13 protein-coding genes are annotated in these 18,849 nt (G+C 52.8%); 5 read left to right on the forward strand and 8 right to left on the reverse strand.

The window, feature by feature from the left end; translation table 11 throughout:
* Positions 1–25: 25 nt before the first annotated feature.
* Positions 26–892, forward strand: coding sequence for a polyamine aminopropyltransferase (gene speE, locus ABU190_RS14575; RefSeq protein WP_039078396.1), 867 nt, complete (start codon positions 26–28; stop codon positions 890–892).
* Between the two features lie 14 nt (positions 893–906).
* On the forward strand, positions 907–1,701 hold the full coding sequence (gene speD, locus ABU190_RS14580; protein ID WP_125125322.1) for an adenosylmethionine decarboxylase: 795 nt from the start codon (positions 907–909) through the stop codon (positions 1,699–1,701).
* A gap of 81 nt (positions 1,702–1,782) precedes the next feature.
* Here the strand turns inward: speD and ABU190_RS14585 are convergent, their stop codons facing one another.
* From ABU190_RS14585 to pdhR, 8 genes are all read right to left on the reverse strand, one after another.
* A complete protein-coding gene (locus tag ABU190_RS14585; protein ID WP_165159226.1) occupies positions 1,783–1,956 on the reverse strand; it encodes a hypothetical protein in 174 nt (57 codons plus the stop codon).
* Between the two features lie 160 nt (positions 1,957–2,116).
* Positions 2,117–2,479 carry a protein YacL gene (gene yacL / locus ABU190_RS14590; RefSeq protein WP_039078394.1) on the reverse strand — a complete coding sequence of 121 codons (363 nt, stop codon included), beginning with the start codon at positions 2,477–2,479 and terminating at the stop codon, positions 2,117–2,119.
* Between the two features lie 230 nt (positions 2,480–2,709).
* Positions 2,710–5,307 (reverse strand): bifunctional aconitate hydratase 2/2-methylisocitrate dehydratase, encoded by a 2,598-nt coding sequence (acnB, locus tag ABU190_RS14595; protein WP_354691689.1) that lies wholly within the window; start codon positions 5,305–5,307, stop codon positions 2,710–2,712.
* 271 nt (positions 5,308–5,578) lie between these two features.
* Positions 5,579–7,015 (reverse strand): hypothetical protein, encoded by a 1,437-nt coding sequence (locus ABU190_RS14600; protein ID WP_354691690.1) that lies wholly within the window; start codon positions 7,013–7,015, stop codon positions 5,579–5,581.
* A 155-nt stretch (positions 7,016–7,170) separates the two neighbouring features.
* Entirely contained in the window at positions 7,171–8,595 is a 1,425-nt protein-coding gene (lpdA, locus tag ABU190_RS14605; RefSeq protein ID WP_039078471.1) for a dihydrolipoyl dehydrogenase, read from the reverse strand.
* Between the two features lie 196 nt (positions 8,596–8,791).
* On the reverse strand, positions 8,792–10,690 hold the full coding sequence (gene aceF, locus ABU190_RS14610) for a pyruvate dehydrogenase complex dihydrolipoyllysine-residue acetyltransferase (RefSeq protein ID WP_335257409.1): 1,899 nt from the start codon (positions 10,688–10,690) through the stop codon (positions 8,792–8,794).
* Positions 10,691–10,704: 14 nt separating this feature from the next.
* Positions 10,705–13,368: a pyruvate dehydrogenase (acetyl-transferring), homodimeric type gene (aceE, locus tag ABU190_RS14615; RefSeq protein WP_039078391.1), complete on the reverse strand. Its 2,664-nt coding sequence runs from the start codon at positions 13,366–13,368 to the stop codon at positions 10,705–10,707.
* Between the two features lie 285 nt (positions 13,369–13,653).
* Entirely contained in the window at positions 13,654–14,418 is a 765-nt protein-coding gene (gene pdhR, locus ABU190_RS14620) for a pyruvate dehydrogenase complex transcriptional repressor PdhR (RefSeq protein ID WP_039078390.1), read from the reverse strand.
* Positions 14,419–14,952: 534 nt separating this feature from the next.
* Between pdhR and aroP the strand changes: the two genes are divergently transcribed.
* The 3 genes from aroP to ABU190_RS14635 all read left to right on the forward strand — a co-directional run bounded on the left by aroP (position 14,953) and on the right by ABU190_RS14635 (position 18,849).
* Positions 14,953–16,326 carry an aromatic amino acid transporter AroP gene (gene aroP, locus ABU190_RS14625; RefSeq protein WP_107224044.1) on the forward strand — a complete coding sequence of 458 codons (1,374 nt, stop codon included), beginning with the start codon at positions 14,953–14,955 and terminating at the stop codon, positions 16,324–16,326.
* A 169-nt stretch (positions 16,327–16,495) separates the two neighbouring features.
* The gene (locus ABU190_RS14630) at positions 16,496–17,902 is read left to right on the forward strand and encodes an MFS transporter (RefSeq protein ID WP_125125324.1); all 1,407 of its coding nucleotides are present in this window, start codon (positions 16,496–16,498) and stop codon (positions 17,900–17,902) included.
* Positions 17,899–18,849: a family 43 glycosylhydrolase gene (locus ABU190_RS14635; RefSeq protein ID WP_317086418.1), complete on the forward strand. Its 951-nt coding sequence runs from the start codon at positions 17,899–17,901 to the stop codon at positions 18,847–18,849. Before ABU190_RS14630 ends, ABU190_RS14635 begins: the two co-directional genes overlap by 4 nt.

Consider the following 18,849-nt stretch of genomic DNA (forward strand, 5'->3'; position numbering starts at 1 on the left):
GCAGGTGTTAACAAAGGAGCAACCTATGGCCGATAACACGTTGTGGCACGAAACGCTGCACGATCAGTTTGGGCAATACTTTGCCGTTGATAAGGTGCTGTACCACGAGAAAACCGGGCACCAGGACCTCATCATTTTCGAAAACGCCGCTTTTGGCCGCGTAATGGCGCTCGATGGCGTGGTGCAAACCACCGAACGCGACGAATTTATCTATCATGAAATGATGACCCACGTTCCGCTGCTCGCCCATGGCCGCGCGAAACATGTGTTGATTATCGGCGGCGGTGATGGCGCTATGCTGCGTGAAGTCAGCCGCCATAAAAACATCGAGACCATTACCATGGTCGAAATTGATGCCGGCGTCGTCTCTTTCTGCCGTCAGTACCTGCCAAAACACAACGCTGGCGCTTACGATGATCCCCGTTTCCAGTTGGTTATCGATGATGGCGTAAACTTTGTAACACAGACCACGCAAACGTTTGACGTGATCATTTCCGACTGTACCGATCCGGTCGGTCCCGGCGAAAGTCTGTTTACCTCGGCGTTTTACGAAGGCTGCAAACGTTGCCTGAATCCCGGCGGGATCTTTGTGGCACAGAATGGCGTCTGCTTCCTGCAACAGGATGAAGCGCTGGACAGCCACCGTAAGCTTGGTCATTACTTTGCCGATGTCGGTTTTTACCAGGCGGCTATTCCCACCTATTACGGTGGCATTATGACCTTCGCCTGGGCGACAGATAATGAAGCGCTACGTCACCTTTCCAGCGAAATTATTCAGGCGCGTTTCCACAATGCAGGCCTGACGTGCCGTTATTACAATCCGGCCATTCATACGGCGGCATTTGCTCTGCCACAATATCTGCAAGACGCACTCTCTTCACAGTCGTCCTAAGGAGAGATACGAAATTGAAAAAACTCAAACTGCATGGCTTTAACAACCTGACCAAGAGCCTGAGTTTTTGTATTTACGATATCTGCTATGCCAAAACGGAAGCAGAGCGTGACGGGTATATCGCTTATATCGATGAACTCTATAACGCCAATCGTCTGACAGAAATCCTGACGGAAACCTGCAATATCATTGGCGCCAATATTCTTAATATCGCCCGTCAGGATTATGAGCCGCAGGGTGCGAGCGTGACTATTCTGGTCAGCGAAGAACCGGTCGACCCGCAGCTTATAGATAAAACCGAGCACCCCGGCCCGCTACCGGAAGCCGTGGTCGCCCATCTCGATAAGAGCCATATCTGTGTGCATACCTATCCGGAAAGCCATCCGGAAGGCGGGCTGTGCACTTTCCGCGCGGATATAGAAGTGTCGACCTGCGGGGTGATTTCGCCGCTGAAAGCGCTGAATTATCTGATTCACCAGCTTGAATCGGACATTGTGACGATCGATTATCGCGTGCGTGGCTTTACCCGTGACGTGAACGGCATGAAGCACTTTATCGATCACGAGATCAATTCCATTCAGAATTTTATGTCAGAGGATATGAAGTCGCTGTATGACATGGTGGATGTGAATGTTTACCAGGAAAACATTTTCCACACCAAGATGTTGCTAAAAGAATTCGACCTTAAGCACTACATGTTCCATACCAGGCCAGAAGAGCTGACCGCGCAGGAACGCAAAGAGATTACAGAAGCCTTATGGAAAGAGATGCGTGAGATTTACTACGGTCGCAACATTCCGGCCGTGTGATCTACAACGGAGCAAGGATGCTCCGGTCTGTTTGCCAGAGCGCATCGCTCATTCCAGTAGGTTTCGCGGGTCGCGCGATGTTCAGCGTGTTGTTTGGTCATGGAACCACTCCACGTCCACATTGGCGACATCAACACCGTACAGGCTGGCAACGGCGAGCAGCGATTCCATCATTCGTCTGCTGTTATGTTCCGCATCATGGCGCTGAGCGCGCGCTGAACTGCGCAAAAAATAACGGGAAATAAACGCTTTCATCTCAGTCTCCGTAAGGTGTCCGGAAGACCATTCCAGCGTAAAAATTCGACAAAGGGAAATATGAAAAACAGCTGAGGTTTTTCACTACGCGCATTTGTAAGGGCAGAGCGCCGGTTCCCGGCATTGCGGAAGACCGGCCCCGGTGAAACAAGGGAGAAAATTAACGCTGTTTAAGGAATTCGCGGTATGCCGCTACCACATTGAGAAAGTCTTCCACGCCGCACATCGACAGACTCTCTTCGTCGTAATAGCTCATCCCTTCTTCCATCTCATCACCTGAGAATTCCAGTTGGTTGGCACGTACCATGACCTCTTCGCCGTCCATCCACAGCGTATATTCATGCCCGGCGCGCTGCCAGGAACGCTCGCTGCCTTTCACGGTATGCGCCGCCTGTTCCACTTCATCAAGCAGGGCCAGGTTATCTTTCACTTCTTCATTAAACCAGTGCCCGACAGCTTCGTGGCCCATCGACATGCGTACCTTTACCCCACCGGTAATATCACGCAAAAATTCGTAATCCATAATCTCTTCCTCATGCAGGCTTATCGTCAGCCCATAAGGTAATTATCGCAGCACAACGGAAGAAAAAAAGCGTAACGGCGGGAAGGAAGCAATAAAAAAGCGGAGAAGATCTCCGCTTTGGAATATGGTGCGGTCTGATACCCTCCCCCCCAGCCCCTCTCCTACAGGGAAAGGGTGGCCTGGACAGTCCCCTCGCCTTTTGGGGAGAGGATTAGGGTGAGGGGAACCCCTTACACCGCTGTCTGGAAAATCACGCCGTCAGCTTTGTCCGTATACTGGTTCAACTGGTCGAAGTTCAGATAACGGTAGGTATCCACCGCCGTCTTATCAACCTGAGCAATATAGGTCTGGTACTCTTCCGGCGTCGGCAGTTTGCCGAGCAGAGAAGCCACCGCCGCCAGTTCAGCAGACGCCAGATAAACATTTGCACCGGTACCTAAACGGTTCGGGAAGTTACGGGTCGAGGTGGAGACCACCGTCGCACCGTCCGCTACGCGCGCCTGGTTACCCATACACAGGGAACAACCTGGGATCTCAATACGCGCACCGCTCTTACCAAACACGCTGTAGTAGCCCTCTTCGGTCAACTGCGCGGCATCCATACGGGTCGGCGGCGCAACCCACAGGCGGGTCGGCAACTGGCCTTTATGGGCATCCAGCAGTTTACCGGCAGCACGGAAGTGCCCGATGTTGGTCATGCAGGAACCGATAAAGACTTCATCGATCTGCGCGCCCTGAACATCAGAAAGCAGACGTGCGTCATCCGGATCGTTCGGCGCACAGAGAATCGGCTCTTTGATTTCTGCCAGATCGATGTCGATCACTGCCGCGTATTCTGCATCAGCATCGGCTTCGAGCAGTTGCGGATCCGCCAGCCATTTTTCCATACCCTGAATGCGACGTTCCAGAGTACGACGATCGCCGTAGCCTTCTGCGATCATCCACTTGAGCAGAACGATGTTAGAGTTCAGGTACTCGATGATCGGGTCTTTGTTCAGCTTGATGGTACAGCCCGCAGCAGAACGTTCAGCAGAGGCATCGGTCAGCTCAAATGCCTGCTCAACTTTCAGATCCGGCAGACCTTCAATCTCCAGGATGCGGCCAGAGAAGATGTTTTTCTTGCCTTTCTTCTCAACGGTCAACAGACCCTGTTTGATGGCGTACAGCGGGATCGCATGCACTAGGTCACGCAGGGTGATACCCGGCTGCATTTTGCCTTTAAAGCGCACCAGAACAGATTCCGGCATGTCGAGCGGCATCACGCCGGTCGCCGCAGCAAACGCCACCAGGCCGGAACCTGCCGGGAAGGAGATGCCGATCGGGAAACGGGTATGGGAGTCACCACCGGTACCTACGGTATCGGGCAGCAGCATACGGTTCAGCCAGGAGTGAATAACGCCGTCGCCCGGACGCAGCGATACACCGCCACGGTTCATAATGAAGTCCGGCAGCGTATGGTGCGTGGTCACATCAACCGGCTTCGGATACGCCGCGGTGTGGCAGAAGGACTGCATCACCAGGTCGGCAGAGAAGCCGAGGCACGCCAGGTCTTTCAGTTCATCACGGGTCATCGGACCGGTGGTATCCTGAGAACCTACAGAGGTCATCTTCGGCTCACAGTAAGCACCCGGACGGATACCCGCAACGCCGCAGGCGCGACCGACCATTTTCTGTGCCAGTGAATAACCGCGGCTGCTTTCCGCCACGTCTTTCGCCTGACGGAAGACATCGCTGTGCGGCAGCCCCAGCGCTTCACGCGCTTTGGTCGTCAAACCACGGCCGATAATCAGCGGAATACGGCCACCGGCGCGCACTTCGTCGATCAGCACGTCGGTTTTCAGTTCGAAAGTGGCCAGCAGTTCGTTGGTGTCATGGTTGCGAACTTCACCTTTGAACGGGTAAACGTCGATCACGTCGCCCATATTCAGGTTATTCACGTCCACTTCTATCGGCAGTGCGCTGGCATCTTCCATCGTGTTGAAGAAGATCGGCGCAATTTTACCGCCCAGCACCAGGCCACCACCGCGTTTGTTCGGCACATGAGGAATGTCATCCCCCATAAACCACAGCACGGAGTTGGTGGCGGACTTACGGGAAGAACCGGTACCCACAACGTCACCGACGTAGGCCAGCGGGAAACCTTTCTGTTGCAGGGCTTCGATCTGTTTGATCGGGCCGACAGCGCCTGGCTGATCCGGCTCGATACCTTCACGGGCGTTTTTCAGCATCGCCAGTGCATGCAGCGGGATATCCGGGCGCGACCAGGCATCCGGTGCCGGAGACAGGTCATCGGTGTTGGTTTCACCGGTCACTTTGAAGACGGTAACGGTAATTTTTTCCGCCAGCGCCGGACGGCTCAGGAACCACTCAGCATCGGCCCAGGATTTCAGTACCTGCTGCGCGTATGCATTGCCCGCCTTCGCTTTTTCTTCTACGTCGTAGAAATTATCGAACATCAGCAGGGTGTGGGAGAGCGCTTTCGCAGCACCGGGCGCCAGTTTGTCGTTATCCAGCGCGTCAATCAGCGGATGAATGTTGTAACCACCCTGCATGGTACCCAGCAATTCGATGGCTTTTTCCGGGGTAACCAGCGGAGAAGTGGCTTCACCTTTGGTAATCGCAGCAAGGAAACCCGCTTTTACATAGGCAGCTTCATCAACGCCCGGCGGGACACGGTTGGTCAGGAGGTCTAACAGGAAATCTTCTTCGCCAGCAGGCGGGTTTTTCAGCAGCTCAACAAGTGCTGCCATCTGGGTTGCATCTAGCGGTTTTGGCGCAATTCCCTCAGCGGCACGTTCGGCTACGTGCTTACGGTATTCTACTAGCACGACGGTTCTCCTCGCTCTCATTGTCATAATGCGGCAGGCGATTCTCTTCACGCTCCTGTGAGACAGCAGTTTGTAGGGTAAATCCGCAATACCGCAACGGGCAGGATAGCAGGATTTTCAGGGGGTGTTAATCTGTTTACAAAAAAGCAACATTAAAAATTGGCTGAATCGTTAAGGGCAGGATAAAGCAGAGGAAATCGTCTTTTAAAGACAGAGAAAAAACGGTAGAAACCACGCAATACGGCCCCGCAGGGCCGTATCAGAAGAAACGTTACTTGTCTTTTGACATAGAGAGTAAGTTATTGCGCTCATACTTTTCTGGGGTGATGGTTTTATCCACCAGTTCGCCCAAAACATACTTACGCACCGTTTCGACATTATTCACCTGCGTATGGTTACCAATACTGGTGAGGAGGCCTTTCGCATTGTAATTGAAGGTGGTGGCGTTGGTTTCTTCATTATCCACAGTATGGTACAGATAATTCTGTGAATTTTTGCTCGAGTTAAGCGAAAGCGGCGTAGCCGGATCCAGCGCCTGATACCAGGACGCGGTCAGATGCGTATGCAGCGTCTGCTTAACGCTCAGCGAACCATCATGCGACGTACTCTCTTGTGTCGATTGCGATGCCTGGTACGCGAAGCTCTCTTTCTCATCCATACGATACGGGTTAATGGCTTTCTCCGTTTCTGTCAGCGACAGGGAGAAATCATTCAGACCACGGACCTGTACTTTGCCGTCACCGCCCATCTGGATAGCGCTCGGTGAGCTCGCCTTGCTGCTCTCTTTCGGCTGCGTCTTATTCAACGCATGGAACGCAGTCTTAAGCATCGCCATTTGATCGCTATCGCCATGACCATCACGACGCGCTTTATCAAACTTGCTATCCCAGGCGTTTAATGCCGCCTGTTGTTCAGCCGCATTGCCCACCAGAGACGGATTAGACGTATCGCTGGTCATTTTCAGCGAGAAATTATTGTCCTGATAACCAATCCAGCGTTCTTTATCGTCAGCATGGAAGTTAAGGGATTGCTGCGACAGATCGCCACGGCTGAGGTCAGTTTTCAGATCGACGGATTTGATGAGTGAGCTGTCAAACTGCGTCAGGCCGGAAACGTCCATTCTCGGAGGCTTCTCGCTCAGACCGTTAAGCGCAGACTGGAAGGCATTTCCCAATTTTGCGATTTCTGCCGCTTCGTCATCGCTGGCTTTGCCGCCTTCGGTCGTGAGCTCTACCGCAATACCGTCACTCTGACGCGTCAGATTCAGATGTACAACAGAACCCGATTGCGTCGTGATATTCAGCGACACGGCAGATTTGGTTGGGAAATTCGTGTTGGTGTCCAGCCCGAGGCTGGTCAGCGCCTGACTCACATCGCCCTGATTATCGGCGTAGTTACTGAGGAGTAATCCCCCCAGCCCGCTTAGCGAGGATACGCCTTCACTGCTCAACCCAAGTTGCATCAGGCCCGAAAGCGCACTATCCGCTTGCGTTGATGCTTTCGCAGCATCGCTGATTTTGGTTGGCGACATGGAGTACACGGCAGCAATTTCTGCCGTCTGACTGCCAAAAATCACCTTCGCAGAGGCAGATGCCGCAGCGGGCAGCGCCGTGCCGTTGGATTTTACTGTCGGTGAGGAGTTCCCGACAGAGGAAGCCAGATGCGACAGCGTGGTCAGAAACGTCTTGTTGTTGATGCCAGTGATCATGACGATGAAACTCCCTCTCCCATCGATAAGGTGTGGACTATATACATCGGCAGATCGCGCGCATTATTTATACCAAAATGGAGAAATTATGAATTTATTCGCGAAAGACAGACAAAAAAAAACGCCTCCGAAGAGGCGCTTAGTATGAAGCGAAATTATTTTTTCTTCGCTTTCGGGTTCGGCAGGTCGGTAATACTACCTTCGAACACTTCTGCCGCCAGGCCCACGGACTCGTGCAGCGTCGGGTGCGCGTGGATAGTCAGCGCGATGTCCTCTGCGTCACAGCCCATTTCGATCGCCAGACCGATTTCACCCAGCAGCTCGCCGCCGTTGGTACCGACAATCGCACCACCGATGACGCGGTGAGTCTCTTTGTCGAAAATCAGTTTGGTCATACCGTCTGCGCAGTCAGAAGCAATAGCACGGCCAGAAGCAGCCCACGGGAAGGTGGCGGTTTCGTAGCTGATGCCTTTCTCTTTCGCTTCTTTCTCAGTCAGACCAACCCATGCAACTTCTGGCTCGGTGTACGCGATAGACGGGATAACTTTCGGATCGAAGTAGTGTTTTTTGCCAGCGATAACTTCGGCAGCAACATGACCTTCGTGAACACCTTTGTGCGCCAGCATCGGCTGACCGACGATATCGCCGATAGCATAGATGTGCGGTACGTTGGTACGCAGTTGTTTGTCAACGCGGATAAAGCCACGCTCGTCAACTTCAACACCCGCCTGGCCTGCGTCCAGCAGTTTGCCGTTCGGTACACGACCGATAGCGACCAGCACGGCATCATAACGCTGTGCTTCGGCAGGCGCTTTTTTGCCTTCCATGGAAACGTAAATACCGTCTTCTTTCGCTTCAACGGCAGTCACTTTGGTTTCCAGCATCAGGTTGAATTTCTGGCTGATGCGTTTGGTGAAGACTTTCACGATGTCTTTATCGGCAGCCGGGATAACCTGGTCGAACATTTCAACCACGTCGATCTGTGAACCCAGCGCATGGTAAACGGTACCCATTTCCAGACCGATGATACCGCCACCCATAACCAGCAGGCGTTTAGGAACGGTTTTCAGTTCAAGTGCATCGGTGGAGTCCCATACGCGCGGATCTTCATGCGGAATAAACGGCAGTTCGATCGGACGGGAACCCGCTGCGATGATGGCGTTGTCGAAATTGATCACGGTTTTGCCGTTTTCGCCTTCAACTTCCAGGGTGTTCGCACCGGTGAATTTACCCAGACCGTTGACCACTTTAACTTTACGACCTTTCGCCATGCCTGCCAGGCCGCCGGTCAGTTGAGTGATAACTTTCTCTTTCCAGGTACGGATTTTATCGATATCAGTCTGCGGCTCACCAAATACGATACCGTGAGTCGCCAGCGCTTTAGCTTCTTCAATAACTTTCGCTACGTGCAGCAGCGCTTTAGAAGGGATACAACCGACGTTCAGACAAACACCGCCGAGGGTGTTGTAACGTTCTACGATGACGGTTTCCAGACCTAAATCAGCGCAACGGAAGGCAGCAGAGTAACCTGCCGGGCCTGCCCCAAGTACCACGACCTGAGTTTTGATTTCAGTACTCATCATGACCTCTTATTGATTTCCGGCAGTCAGGTACTTGTCGCCCTTTATCCACCGGGACGTTCTATCCGTCCGCAGTTTACAAAAATGTTAACAATTTTGAAACAACAAACGGCTCACGAATTCTCGTTTCGCTAATAACCTCACAGACATTATGAGGTTAAAAGGAAAAAAGCCGGCCGTCAGGCCGGCTTTTCGATTACATCACCAGACGACGGATGTCTGACAGCATGTTGTTGATGATGGTAATGAAGCGAGCACCATCAGCACCGTCAATCACGCGGTGGTCGAAGGACAGAGAGATCGGCATCATCAGACGCGGAACGAACTCTTTACCATTCCAGACCGGCTCCATCGCAGACTTGGAGACACCCAGAATAGCCACTTCCGGCGCGTTAACAATCGGGGCGAAGTGGGTTGTGCCCAGGCCACCGATGCTTGAGATAGTGAAGCAACCGCCCTGCATTTCGCCAGCAGTCAGCTTGCCATCACGCGCTTTTTTGGAGATCACGGTCAGCTCACGAGACAGCTCAGTGATGCTCTTCTTGTTCACGTCTTTAAAGACCGGAACAACCAGACCGTTCGGGGTATCAACCGCAACACCGATATTGATGTATTTTTTCAGGGTCAGACGCTGAGCATCTTCGGACAGAGAGCTGTTGAAGCGCGGCATCTGTTCCAGCGCAGCAGCAACGGCTTTCATGATGAAGACAACCGGAGTGAATTTCACGTCCAGTTTACGTTTCTCAGCTTCGGCGTTCTGCTGTTTACGGAACGCTTCCAGATCGGTGATATCGGTTTTGTCGAAGTGCGTAACGTGCGGGATCATCACCCAGTTACGGCTCAGGTTAGCACCAGAGATTTTCTGGATACGACCCAGTTCCACTTCTTCGATTTCACCAAACTTGCTGAAATCAACTTTCGGCCACGGCAGCATGCCAGGCAGACCGCCACCAGTCGCAGCAGCAGGAGCAGCTTCTGCGCGCTTGATAGCCTCTTTCACGTAAGTCTGAACGTCTTCGCGCAGGATACGACCTTTGCGGCCAGTCCCCTTCACTTTTGCCAGGTTCACACCGAATTCGCGCGCCAGGCGGCGGATCAGCGGAGTCGCGTGAATATAAGCGTCGTTTTCAGCAAACTCAGATTTGCCTTCTGCTTTCGCCGCAGGAGCAGCAGCAGGTTTAGCAGCCTGAGCGGCCGGAGCCGGGGCAGCGGCGGCTGGTGCAGCAGCCGGAGCCGCCGCAGGCGCAGCGCCTTCCACTTCGAAGACCATGATCAGGGAACCGGTAGACACTTTGTCGCCAGTGCTGATTTTGATCTCTTTAACGGTACCTGCGAACGGCGCCGGCACTTCCATAGAAGCCTTGTCGCCTTCAACGGTGATCAGTGACTGCTCAGCGGCAACTTTGTCGCCCACTTTAACCATCACTTCGGTCACTTCAACTTCGTCACCGCCGATATCCGGTACGTTAACGTCTTTTGCGCCAGCCGCAGCAGCAGGGGCCGCGGCCTGAGCCGGAGCCGCCGCCTGTGCAGGCGCGGCAGCAGGTGCAGCACCCGCCACTTCGAAGACCATGATCAGGGAACCGGTAGACACTTTGTCACCGGTGCTGATTTTGATCTCTTTCACGACGCCCGCGAACGGTGCCGGAACTTCCATAGAGGCTTTATCGCCTTCAACGGTGATAAGAGACTGCTCAGCGGCAACGGTGTCGCCTGGTTTAACCATGATTTCAGTGACTTCAACTTCATCGCCGCCGATATCCGGTACGTGAACTTCTTTCGCGCTCGCGGCTGCAGGTGCTGCTGCCGGAGCCGCTTCTTTCTTCTCTTCTGCCTTGGCAGGTGCAGCGGCTGCTGCACCGTCGGCGGAATCGAAAATCATAATCAGTTTGCCGGTCTCGGTTTTGTCGCCAACAGAAACTTTAATTTCTTTGACGACGCCAGCCTGTGGAGACGGGACTTCCATAGAGGCTTTATCGCCTTCTACGGTGATCAGCGACTGTTCTGCTTCAACTTTGTCGCCCACTTTGACCAGGATCTCGGTGATTTCAACTTCATCAGCCCCGATGTCCGGTACGTTGATTTCGATAGCCATTATCTCTTTACCTCTTACGCCAGACGCGGGTTAACTTTTTCTGCATCGATGTTGAATTTGGTAATTGCTTCCGCAACCACTTTCTTATCGATTTCGCCACGTTTAGCCAGTTCGCCCAGTGCTGCTACAACCACATAAGAAGCATCAACTTCGAAGTGGTGACGCAGGTTTTCACGGCTGTCAGAGCGGCCGAAGCCGTCGGTACCCAGTACACGGTAATCATCAGCCGGTACATAAGTACGAACCTGCTCTGCGAACAGTTTCATATAGTCAGTAGATGCCACAGCCGGCGCATCGTTCATCACCTGAGCAATGTACGGAACGCGCGGGGTTTCCAGCGGGTGCAGCATGTTCCAGCGCTCACAATCCTGGCCATCACGAGCCAGTTCAGTGAAGGAAGTGACGCTATAAACGTCAGAACCAACGCCGTAGTCTTTCGCCAGGATCTGTGCCGCTTCACGCACGTGACGCAGGATAGAACCGGAGCCCAGCAGCTGAACTTTACCTTTGCTACCTTCCAGAGTTTCGAGTTTGTAGATACCTTTACGGATACCTTCCTCGGCACCTGCTGGCATTGCCGGCATATGGTAGTTTTCGTTCAGCGTGGTGATGTAGTAGTACACGTTCTCTTGCGCTTCACCGTACATACGGGTCAGACCATCATGCATGATGACCGCCACTTCGTACGCGTAGGACGGATCGTAAGAGATACAGTTCGGGATAGTCAGAGACTGAATGTGGCTGTGACCATCTTCGTGCTGCAGACCTTCGCCGTTCAGGGTCGTACGACCGGAAGTACCACCTACCAGGAAGCCGCGCGCCTGTTGGTCGCCAGCCTGCCAGCACAGGTCACCGATACGCTGGAACCCGAACATGGAGTAATAGATGTAGAACGGGATCATCGGCAGGTTGTTGGTGCTGTAAGAGGTCGCAGCAGCCAGCCAGGATGCGCCAGCGCCCAGCTCGTTAATACCTTCCTGCAGAATCTGGCCTTTTTCGTCTTCTTTGTAGTAAGCAACCTGCTCACGGTCCTGCGGGGTGTACTGCTGGCCGTTCGGGCTGTAGATACCAATCTGACGGAACAGACCTTCCATACCGAAGGTACGTGCTTCGTCAGCGATGATTGGAACCAGACGATCTTTGATCGACTTGTTCTTGAGCATCACGTTCAGGGCACGAACGAAGGCGATAGTGGTAGAAATCTCTTTATTCTGCTCTTCCAGCAGTTGGGAGAAATCTTCCAGCGCAGGCAGTTCCAGCTTCTCGGTGAATTTAGGCTGACGAGCAGGCAGGTAGCCTTTCAGCGCCTGACGACGTTCGTGCAGGTACTTATACTCTTCAGAACCTTCCGGGAAGGTCAGGTAAGACAGGTTTTCAACCTGCTCATCGGTTACTGGAACGTTGAAGCGGTCGCGGATATAACGCACGCCGTCCATGTTCATTTTCTTAACCTGGTGCGCGATGTTTTTACCTTCAGCGGTATCGCCCATGCCGTAACCTTTGATGGTGTGGGCCAGGATTACAGTCGCTTTACCTTTGGTTTCACGCGCTTTTTTCAGTGCCGCGTAGACTTTCTTCGGATCGTGACCACCACGGTTCAGGGCCCAGATCTGCTCGTCAGTCCAGTCGGCAACCAGTGCAGCAGTTTCCGGGTATTTACCGAAGAAATGCTCACGGACGTAGGCGCCGTCTTTGGATTTAAAGGTCTGATAGTCGCCGTCAACGGTTTCGTTCATCAGTTGAATCAGTTTACCGCTGGTGTCTTTACGCAGCAGCTCATCCCAACGACCGCCCCACATCACTTTGATCACGTTCCAGCCAGCACCTGCGAAGATGCCTTCCAGTTCGTTGATGATCTTGCCGTTACCGGTTACCGGGCCATCAAGACGCTGCAGGTTACAGTTGATGATGAAGCACAGGTTGTCCAGCTTCTCACGGGTAGCGATGGTGATCGCGCCTTTTGATTCCGGCTCGTCCATTTCACCGTCGCCCAGGAAGGCGTAAACAGTCTGCTCAGAGGTGTCTTTCAGGCCACGGTGTTCCAGATATTTCAGGAATTTTGCCTGATAGATCGCACCGATAGGGCCCAGACCCATGGATACGGTCGGGAACTGCCAGAATTCCGGCATCAGTTTCGGGTGCGGATAAGAAGACAGGCCTTTGCCATGAACTTCCTGACGGAAGTTGTTCATCTGCTCTTCAGTCAGACGGCCTTCCAGGAAGGCACGTGCATAGATGCCCGGAGAGATGTGGCCCTGGAAGTACACCAGATCGCCGCCGTCTTTCTCGTTGGCTGCACGGAAGAAATGGTTAAAGCACACTTCGTAGACAGTTGCGGAAGACTGGAAGGACGCCATATGGCCGCCCAGTTCGAGGTCTTTCTTGGAAGCGCGCAGAACCGTCATGATAGCGTTCCAGCGAATTGCCGAGCGAATACGACGTTCCAGCTCCAGATTACCCGGGTATTCCGGTTCGTCTTCAACGGCAATAGTGTTGACATAGTTGCTAGCTCCGGTACCAGCGGCAACTTTCACGCCCCCTTTGCGGGCTTCGGAAAGCAGCTGGTCAATCAGATACTGAGCACGCTCAACACCTTCTTCACGGATTACCGATTCGATCGCCTGTAGCCAGTCGCGAGTTTCAATCGGATCCACGTCATTTTGGAAACGTTCTGACATGGGGGGTATTCCTTATCTATCTAATACGTTGAGTTATCTGGAACCTGTCCCATTGCCCTCTTTGTTCTTCATACCTCAGGTTGTCTCGTTGTTGGCTGCGCTTCCTCGCACCAGCCACATAGTTCACTATGCTGCTGGTGCCTCGCGCATTTGCCGCCGCGATACAACCCGAATTATTTTGAACAACTAAAAGAGCAATAAGACAGGTTCTGCGTTTAGTTGCCGCGCTCTAAATTTTTGGCGCTCTGGTTACAACTCTTCCGGCACAAACTCCACCAGAAAATGCTAATTCTTTCTCTGTTCCAGCCGACGGAGCGAGCGTTCACGACGGCTCTGCTCACGGCTGCGGTCCAGCAGGATCTCTTCGATAAAAGCCAGGTGGCGATGAGAGGCTTCACGCGCTTCTTCAGGTTCGCCCGCCATAATGGCTGCAAAGATACTGCTGCGATGCTTGCTCACCAGCGGCAGCATCTCGCGGCGCGCGTAGAGCAATTCGAAATTCTCACGAACATTCTGTGCCAACATAGGTTCCATGCAACGAAGCAGATGTAAAAGCACAACATTATGTGCCGCTTCGGTTACAGCGATTTGATATTGCACGACAGCGTTCGATTCCGCGTCGAGGTCGCCGGACTGCTGCGCCAGTTCAATCGCCTGATGCAGTTCGCCAATGCGTACCTTGTCTTCGTCCGTGCTGCGTAATGCGGCGTAATAAGCGGCAATGCCTTCCAGTGCGTGACGCGTCTCGAGCAAATCAAATTGGGATTCGGGATGATCGGAGAGCAACTCAACGAGCGGATCGCTGAAGCTCTGCCAGAGGCTGCTTTGAACAAACGTACCGCCACCCTGGCGACGCAGCAGAAGCCCTTTCGCTTCGAGGCGCTGGATGGCCTCACGCAATGAAGGACGTGAAACATCGAACTGTTTGGCCAGTTCGCGTTCTGGAGGCAATTTTTCACCGGGGCGCAAGGTCCCCTCAAGAATCAAAAACTCCAGTTGCTGCTCAATCACATCGGATAGTTTTGGCTGGCGGATTTTGCTGTAGGCCATTGTTCCCTGTCTCTACCATTCGCCCGGAGTAAATTGGTCTTACCAATTTCATATTCGTGACGCTAAAGTAACAAAGTATTCACCTTATGTCCATACAGGTTTTGATTGAAATCAGTAAACACTGCACATTTTAACAACGTTACAGAAATAACGTTTCAAACATGTAACCTTGCACAAATGACTCGTTTACTCCCAAAGAGGCAGTTTTAACTTTATTGAAACGCGCTCAATTAAATTTGAACCGATTCAGTGTGAATATATTTGCATACCAAAGCCAAATAAACGCATAAATAGTCATACGGTCAAATAACAGCCTGAACCGAGACGATTTACAAATGGTTTCTTTTTATGCAAGTCGTCATATCCCCTTCACAAAGCAGGTGCAAACGCCAGCGCTTACCACTATTCTGAGCTTCACGAAAGGGATGAGTGCAAATTCACGTCAGCATTTCGTAAATAAAAACATACAATAAATGGAATTTCTCCCTTACACGCAGACAACAGCGTAGACATAATAACCACACACGAGGTTTCATGATGGAAGGTCAACAGCACGGCGATCAGCTTAAGCGCGGCCTTAAGAACCGCCATATTCAGCTTATCGCGCTGGGCGGCGCTATCGGGACTGGCCTGTTTCTGGGCAGCGCGTCAGTCATTAATTCTGCAGGGCCAGGGATTATCCTGGGTTACGCCATTGCGGGTTTCATTGCTTTTCTGATTATGCGCCAGTTGGGCGAGATGGTCGTTGAGGAGCCGGTTGCAGGCTCATTCAGCCACTTCGCGTACAAATACTGGGGTAATTTCGCGGGTTTTGCCTCCGGCTGGAACTACTGGGTACTGTATGTGCTGGTTGCGATGGCGGAACTCACCGCCGTTGGTAAATATATCCAGTTCTGGTGGCCAGAAATCCCAACCTGGGTCTCCGCAGCGGCCTTCTTCGTTATTATCAACGCCATTAACCTCACCAACGTTAAAGTGTTTGGTGAGATGGAGTTCTGGTTCGCCATTATTAAAGTGGTTGCTGTAGTGGCGATGATCCTGTTCGGCGGCTGGTTACTGTTCAGCGGCAGCGCAGGTCCACAGGCGACAGTACGCAACCTGTGGGAGCAAGGCGGTTTCTTGCCACACGGTATCTCAGGCCTGGTAATGATGATGGCTATCATCATGTTCTCCTTTGGTGGCCTTGAGCTGGTAGGGATTACGGCTGCAGAAGCGGACAACCCGGAGCAGAGCATTCCAAAAGCGACCAACCAGGTTATCTACCGCATCCTGATCTTCTATGTGGGCTCACTGGCTGTCCTGCTTTCTCTGCTGCCGTGGACGCGCGTTACCGCGGATACCAGCCCGTTCGTATTGATTTTCCATGAGCTGGGTGACACCTTCGTGGCGAATGCATTGAACATCGTCGTGCTGACTGCCGCGCTGTCGGTTTACAACAGTTGCGTATACTGTAACAGCCGTATGCTGTTCGGCCTCGCACAGCAGGGGAACGCGCCAAAAGCGCTGCTCTCCGTCGACAAACGTGGTGTTCCGGTTAATACCATTCTGGTTTCCGCTGTAGTCACTGCGCTGTGCGTACTGATCAACTACATGGCGCCTGAATCGGCATTTGGCCTGCTGATGGCACTGGTGGTTTCTGCCCTGGTCATCAACTGGGCGATGATTAGCCTGGCGCATATGAAGTTCCGTAAAGCCAAACAGCAGCAGGGCGTGACGCCGCGTTTCCCGGCGCTGTTGTACCCGTTAGGTAACTGGATTTGCCTGCTGTTTATGGCGGCCGTACTGGTCATTATGCTGATGACTGACGGTATGGCTATCTCCGTATATCTGATCCCGGTATGGCTGGTCATCCTTGGCGTCGGCTATATGTTCAAAGAGAAAAGTGCAAAAGCAGTGAAAGCGCACTAATCTTGCCTGCTGCCCTCTCCTGCCCGGGAGAGGGTTGTTATTCAATTGTTATCAACCTCACACTTTCCCCTATGTAGCTGTTTTGTCCATATTCCCGCCAACATCCTGTAACGCAAATTATGTTTAGCGGGCGAATAATTATTCCCACAACTCACTGGGAGTATCGTCGATGGACAACAGTAAACTATCTGTCAAAGAGAAAATCGGCTATGGGATGGGCGATGCCGGATGCAACATCATCTTTGGCGCCATCATGCTGTTTGTTAATTACTTTTACACGGATATTTTCGGTCTGGCACCTGCACTGGTAGGGGTGTTATTGCTCTCAATTCGCGTGATAGATGCCATCACTGACCCGATCATGGGGGCGATAGCCGACCGCACCCAAAGCAAGTACGGACGTTTTCGTCCATGGCTTTTGTGGATAGCCTTGCCCTATGCCGTGTTCAGCGTGCTGATGTTTACCACACCGGACTGGACCTACCATAGCAAAGTTATCTATGCCTTTATTACCTACTTCCTGCTCTCACTGACCTACACTGCGATCAACATCCCCTACTGCTCGTTAGGCGGCGTGATAACCAACGATCCAAAAGAGCGTGTGGCCTGCCAGTCTTATCGTTTTGTGATGGTAGGGATTGCCACCCTGCTGCTGTCGCTGACGTTACTCCCTATGGCCGAATGGTTTGGTGGCGAAGACAAAGCCAAGGGCTATCAAATGGCGATGACGGTTCTGGCGTTTATCGGCATGTGTATGTTCTTGTTCTGCTTCGCTACAGTTCGCGAGCGTGTGCGCCCGGCGGTCCCAACCAACGACGATATGAAAAAGGACATGAAGGATGTCTGGAAAAACGACCAGTGGGTGCGGATTTTGCTGCTCACGCTGTGTAACGTCTGCCCGGGCTTTATCCGCATGGCTGCCACCATGTACTACGTGACCTGGGTCATGGGGCAAAGCACTCACTTCGCCACTCTCTTTATCAGCTTGGGCGTTGTCGGCATGATGATCGGCAGTATGCTGGCAAAAGTCCTGACCGACCGCTGGTGCAAGCTGAAAGTCTTCTTCTGGACTAACATCGCGCTGGCGATTTTCTCCTGCGCCTTCTACTTCTTCGATCCGAAAGCCACGGTCATGATTGTGGTGCTCTACTTCCTGTTGAATATTCTCCATCAGATCCCTTCCCCGCTGCACTGGTCGCTGATGGCGGATGTAGACGATTATGGCGAGTGGAAAACCGGCAAACGTATCACCGGGATCAGCTTCTCTGGCAACCTGTTTTTCCTGAAAGTGGGGCTGGCGGTTGCTGGTGCGATGGTGGGCTTCTTACTCTCCTGGTACGGTTATGATGCAGGTGCCAAAGCGCAGAGTGCCAGCGCTATCAATGGCATCATGCTGCTGTTTACCGTTATTCCGGGCGTGGGCTATCTGATTACCGCAGGAGTCGTACGCCTGCTGAAAGTGGATCGGGAACTGATGAAAACCATTCAGGCCGACCTGGAAAAACGCCGCGTCAATTATCATGAACTGAGCGAGAGCCAGGGCGTTCCCGTTGGTGAACATGTAAGGAAAGCATAATGAACTGGCCGAATCCCTTTATTGAGCAGCGTGCCGACCCGTATATTTTGCGTCATGATGGCAACTATTATTTTGTGGCCTCAGTCCCGGAATATGACCGGCTGGAAATCCGCCGGGCCAGTACTTTGGAGGGGCTGCGCGAAGCGCAAGGCGTGACCGTCTGGCGTAAACCGGCTACCGGACCAATGAGCGAACTCATCTGGGCGCCTGAACTCCATTATATCGACGGCAAATGGTATCTCTACTTTGCCGCCACCTGGACGAAGGCGCTGGATGCGCTGAACATGTTCCAGCACCGTATGTTTGTGCTGGAGTGCGCCGATGCCGATCCCCTTAGCGGGGTCTGGCTCGAAAAAGGCCAGGTGAAAACCCCGTTCGACACCTTTGCATTGGACGCCACGACCTTTGTTCATCAGGGTAAACGCTGGTACCTGTGGGCACAGAAATCACCGGAGATTGCCGGTAATTCAAACCTCTATATTGCGGAGATGGAAAACCCCTGGACGTTAAAAGGTGAACCTCTCTTACTGAGCAAGCCGGAGTACGACTGGGAATGCAGGGGTTTTCTGGTAAACGAAGGCCCGGCGGTGCTGTTTCACGGCGACAGATTGTTTATCAGTTACTCTGCCAGCGCCACGGACGAGAACTACTGCATGGGACTGTTGTGGATTGATGTAAACGCTGACCCGCTAGTGGCGGCCAACTGGCATAAATCACCGCAACCGGTATTCCGAACCAGTTACGAGAACCGGCAATATGGCCCCGGTCATAACAGCTTTACCCAAACCGCGGACGGTAAAGATGTGCTGGTCTACCATGCCCGAAACTATACGGAGATTGAAGGCGACCCGCTTTACGATCCAAACCGCCATACCCGCCTGAAGCTGATTCGCTGGCAAGAAAACGGGATGCCAGACTTCGGCATCCCGCCTGCGGACACGCAATAA

It is taken from the genome of Phytobacter sp. RSE-02 (assembly GCF_040578655.1).
GTDB lineage: Bacteria > Pseudomonadota > Gammaproteobacteria > Enterobacterales > Enterobacteriaceae > Phytobacter > Phytobacter diazotrophicus.

Excerpts from the sequence above, each read along its gene's own strand:
- pdhR (WP_039078390.1), bottom strand. The coding sequence starts at position 14,418 with ATGGCCTACAGCAAAATCCGCCAGCCAAAACTATCCGATGTGATTGAG.
- yacL (WP_039078394.1), bottom strand. The coding sequence starts at position 2,479 with ATGGATTACGAATTTTTGCGTGATATTACCGGTGGGGTAAAGGTACGC.
- aroP (WP_107224044.1), top strand. The coding sequence starts at position 14,953 with ATGATGGAAGGTCAACAGCACGGCGATCAGCTTAAGCGCGGCCTTAAG.
- lpdA (WP_039078471.1), bottom strand. The coding sequence starts at position 8,595 with ATGAGTACTGAAATCAAAACTCAGGTCGTGGTACTTGGGGCAGGCCCG.
- speE (WP_039078396.1), top strand. The coding sequence starts at position 26 with ATGGCCGATAACACGTTGTGGCACGAAACGCTGCACGATCAGTTTGGG.
- ABU190_RS14630 (WP_125125324.1), top strand. The coding sequence starts at position 16,496 with ATGGACAACAGTAAACTATCTGTCAAAGAGAAAATCGGCTATGGGATG.
- aceE (WP_039078391.1), bottom strand. The coding sequence starts at position 13,368 with ATGTCAGAACGTTTCCAAAATGACGTGGATCCGATTGAAACTCGCGAC.
- ABU190_RS14585 (WP_165159226.1), bottom strand. The coding sequence starts at position 1,956 with ATGAAAGCGTTTATTTCCCGTTATTTTTTGCGCAGTTCAGCGCGCGCT.
- aceF (WP_335257409.1), bottom strand. The coding sequence starts at position 10,690 with ATGGCTATCGAAATCAACGTACCGGACATCGGGGCTGATGAAGTTGAA.
- ABU190_RS14600 (WP_354691690.1), bottom strand. The coding sequence starts at position 7,015 with ATGATCACTGGCATCAACAACAAGACGTTTCTGACCACGCTGTCGCAT.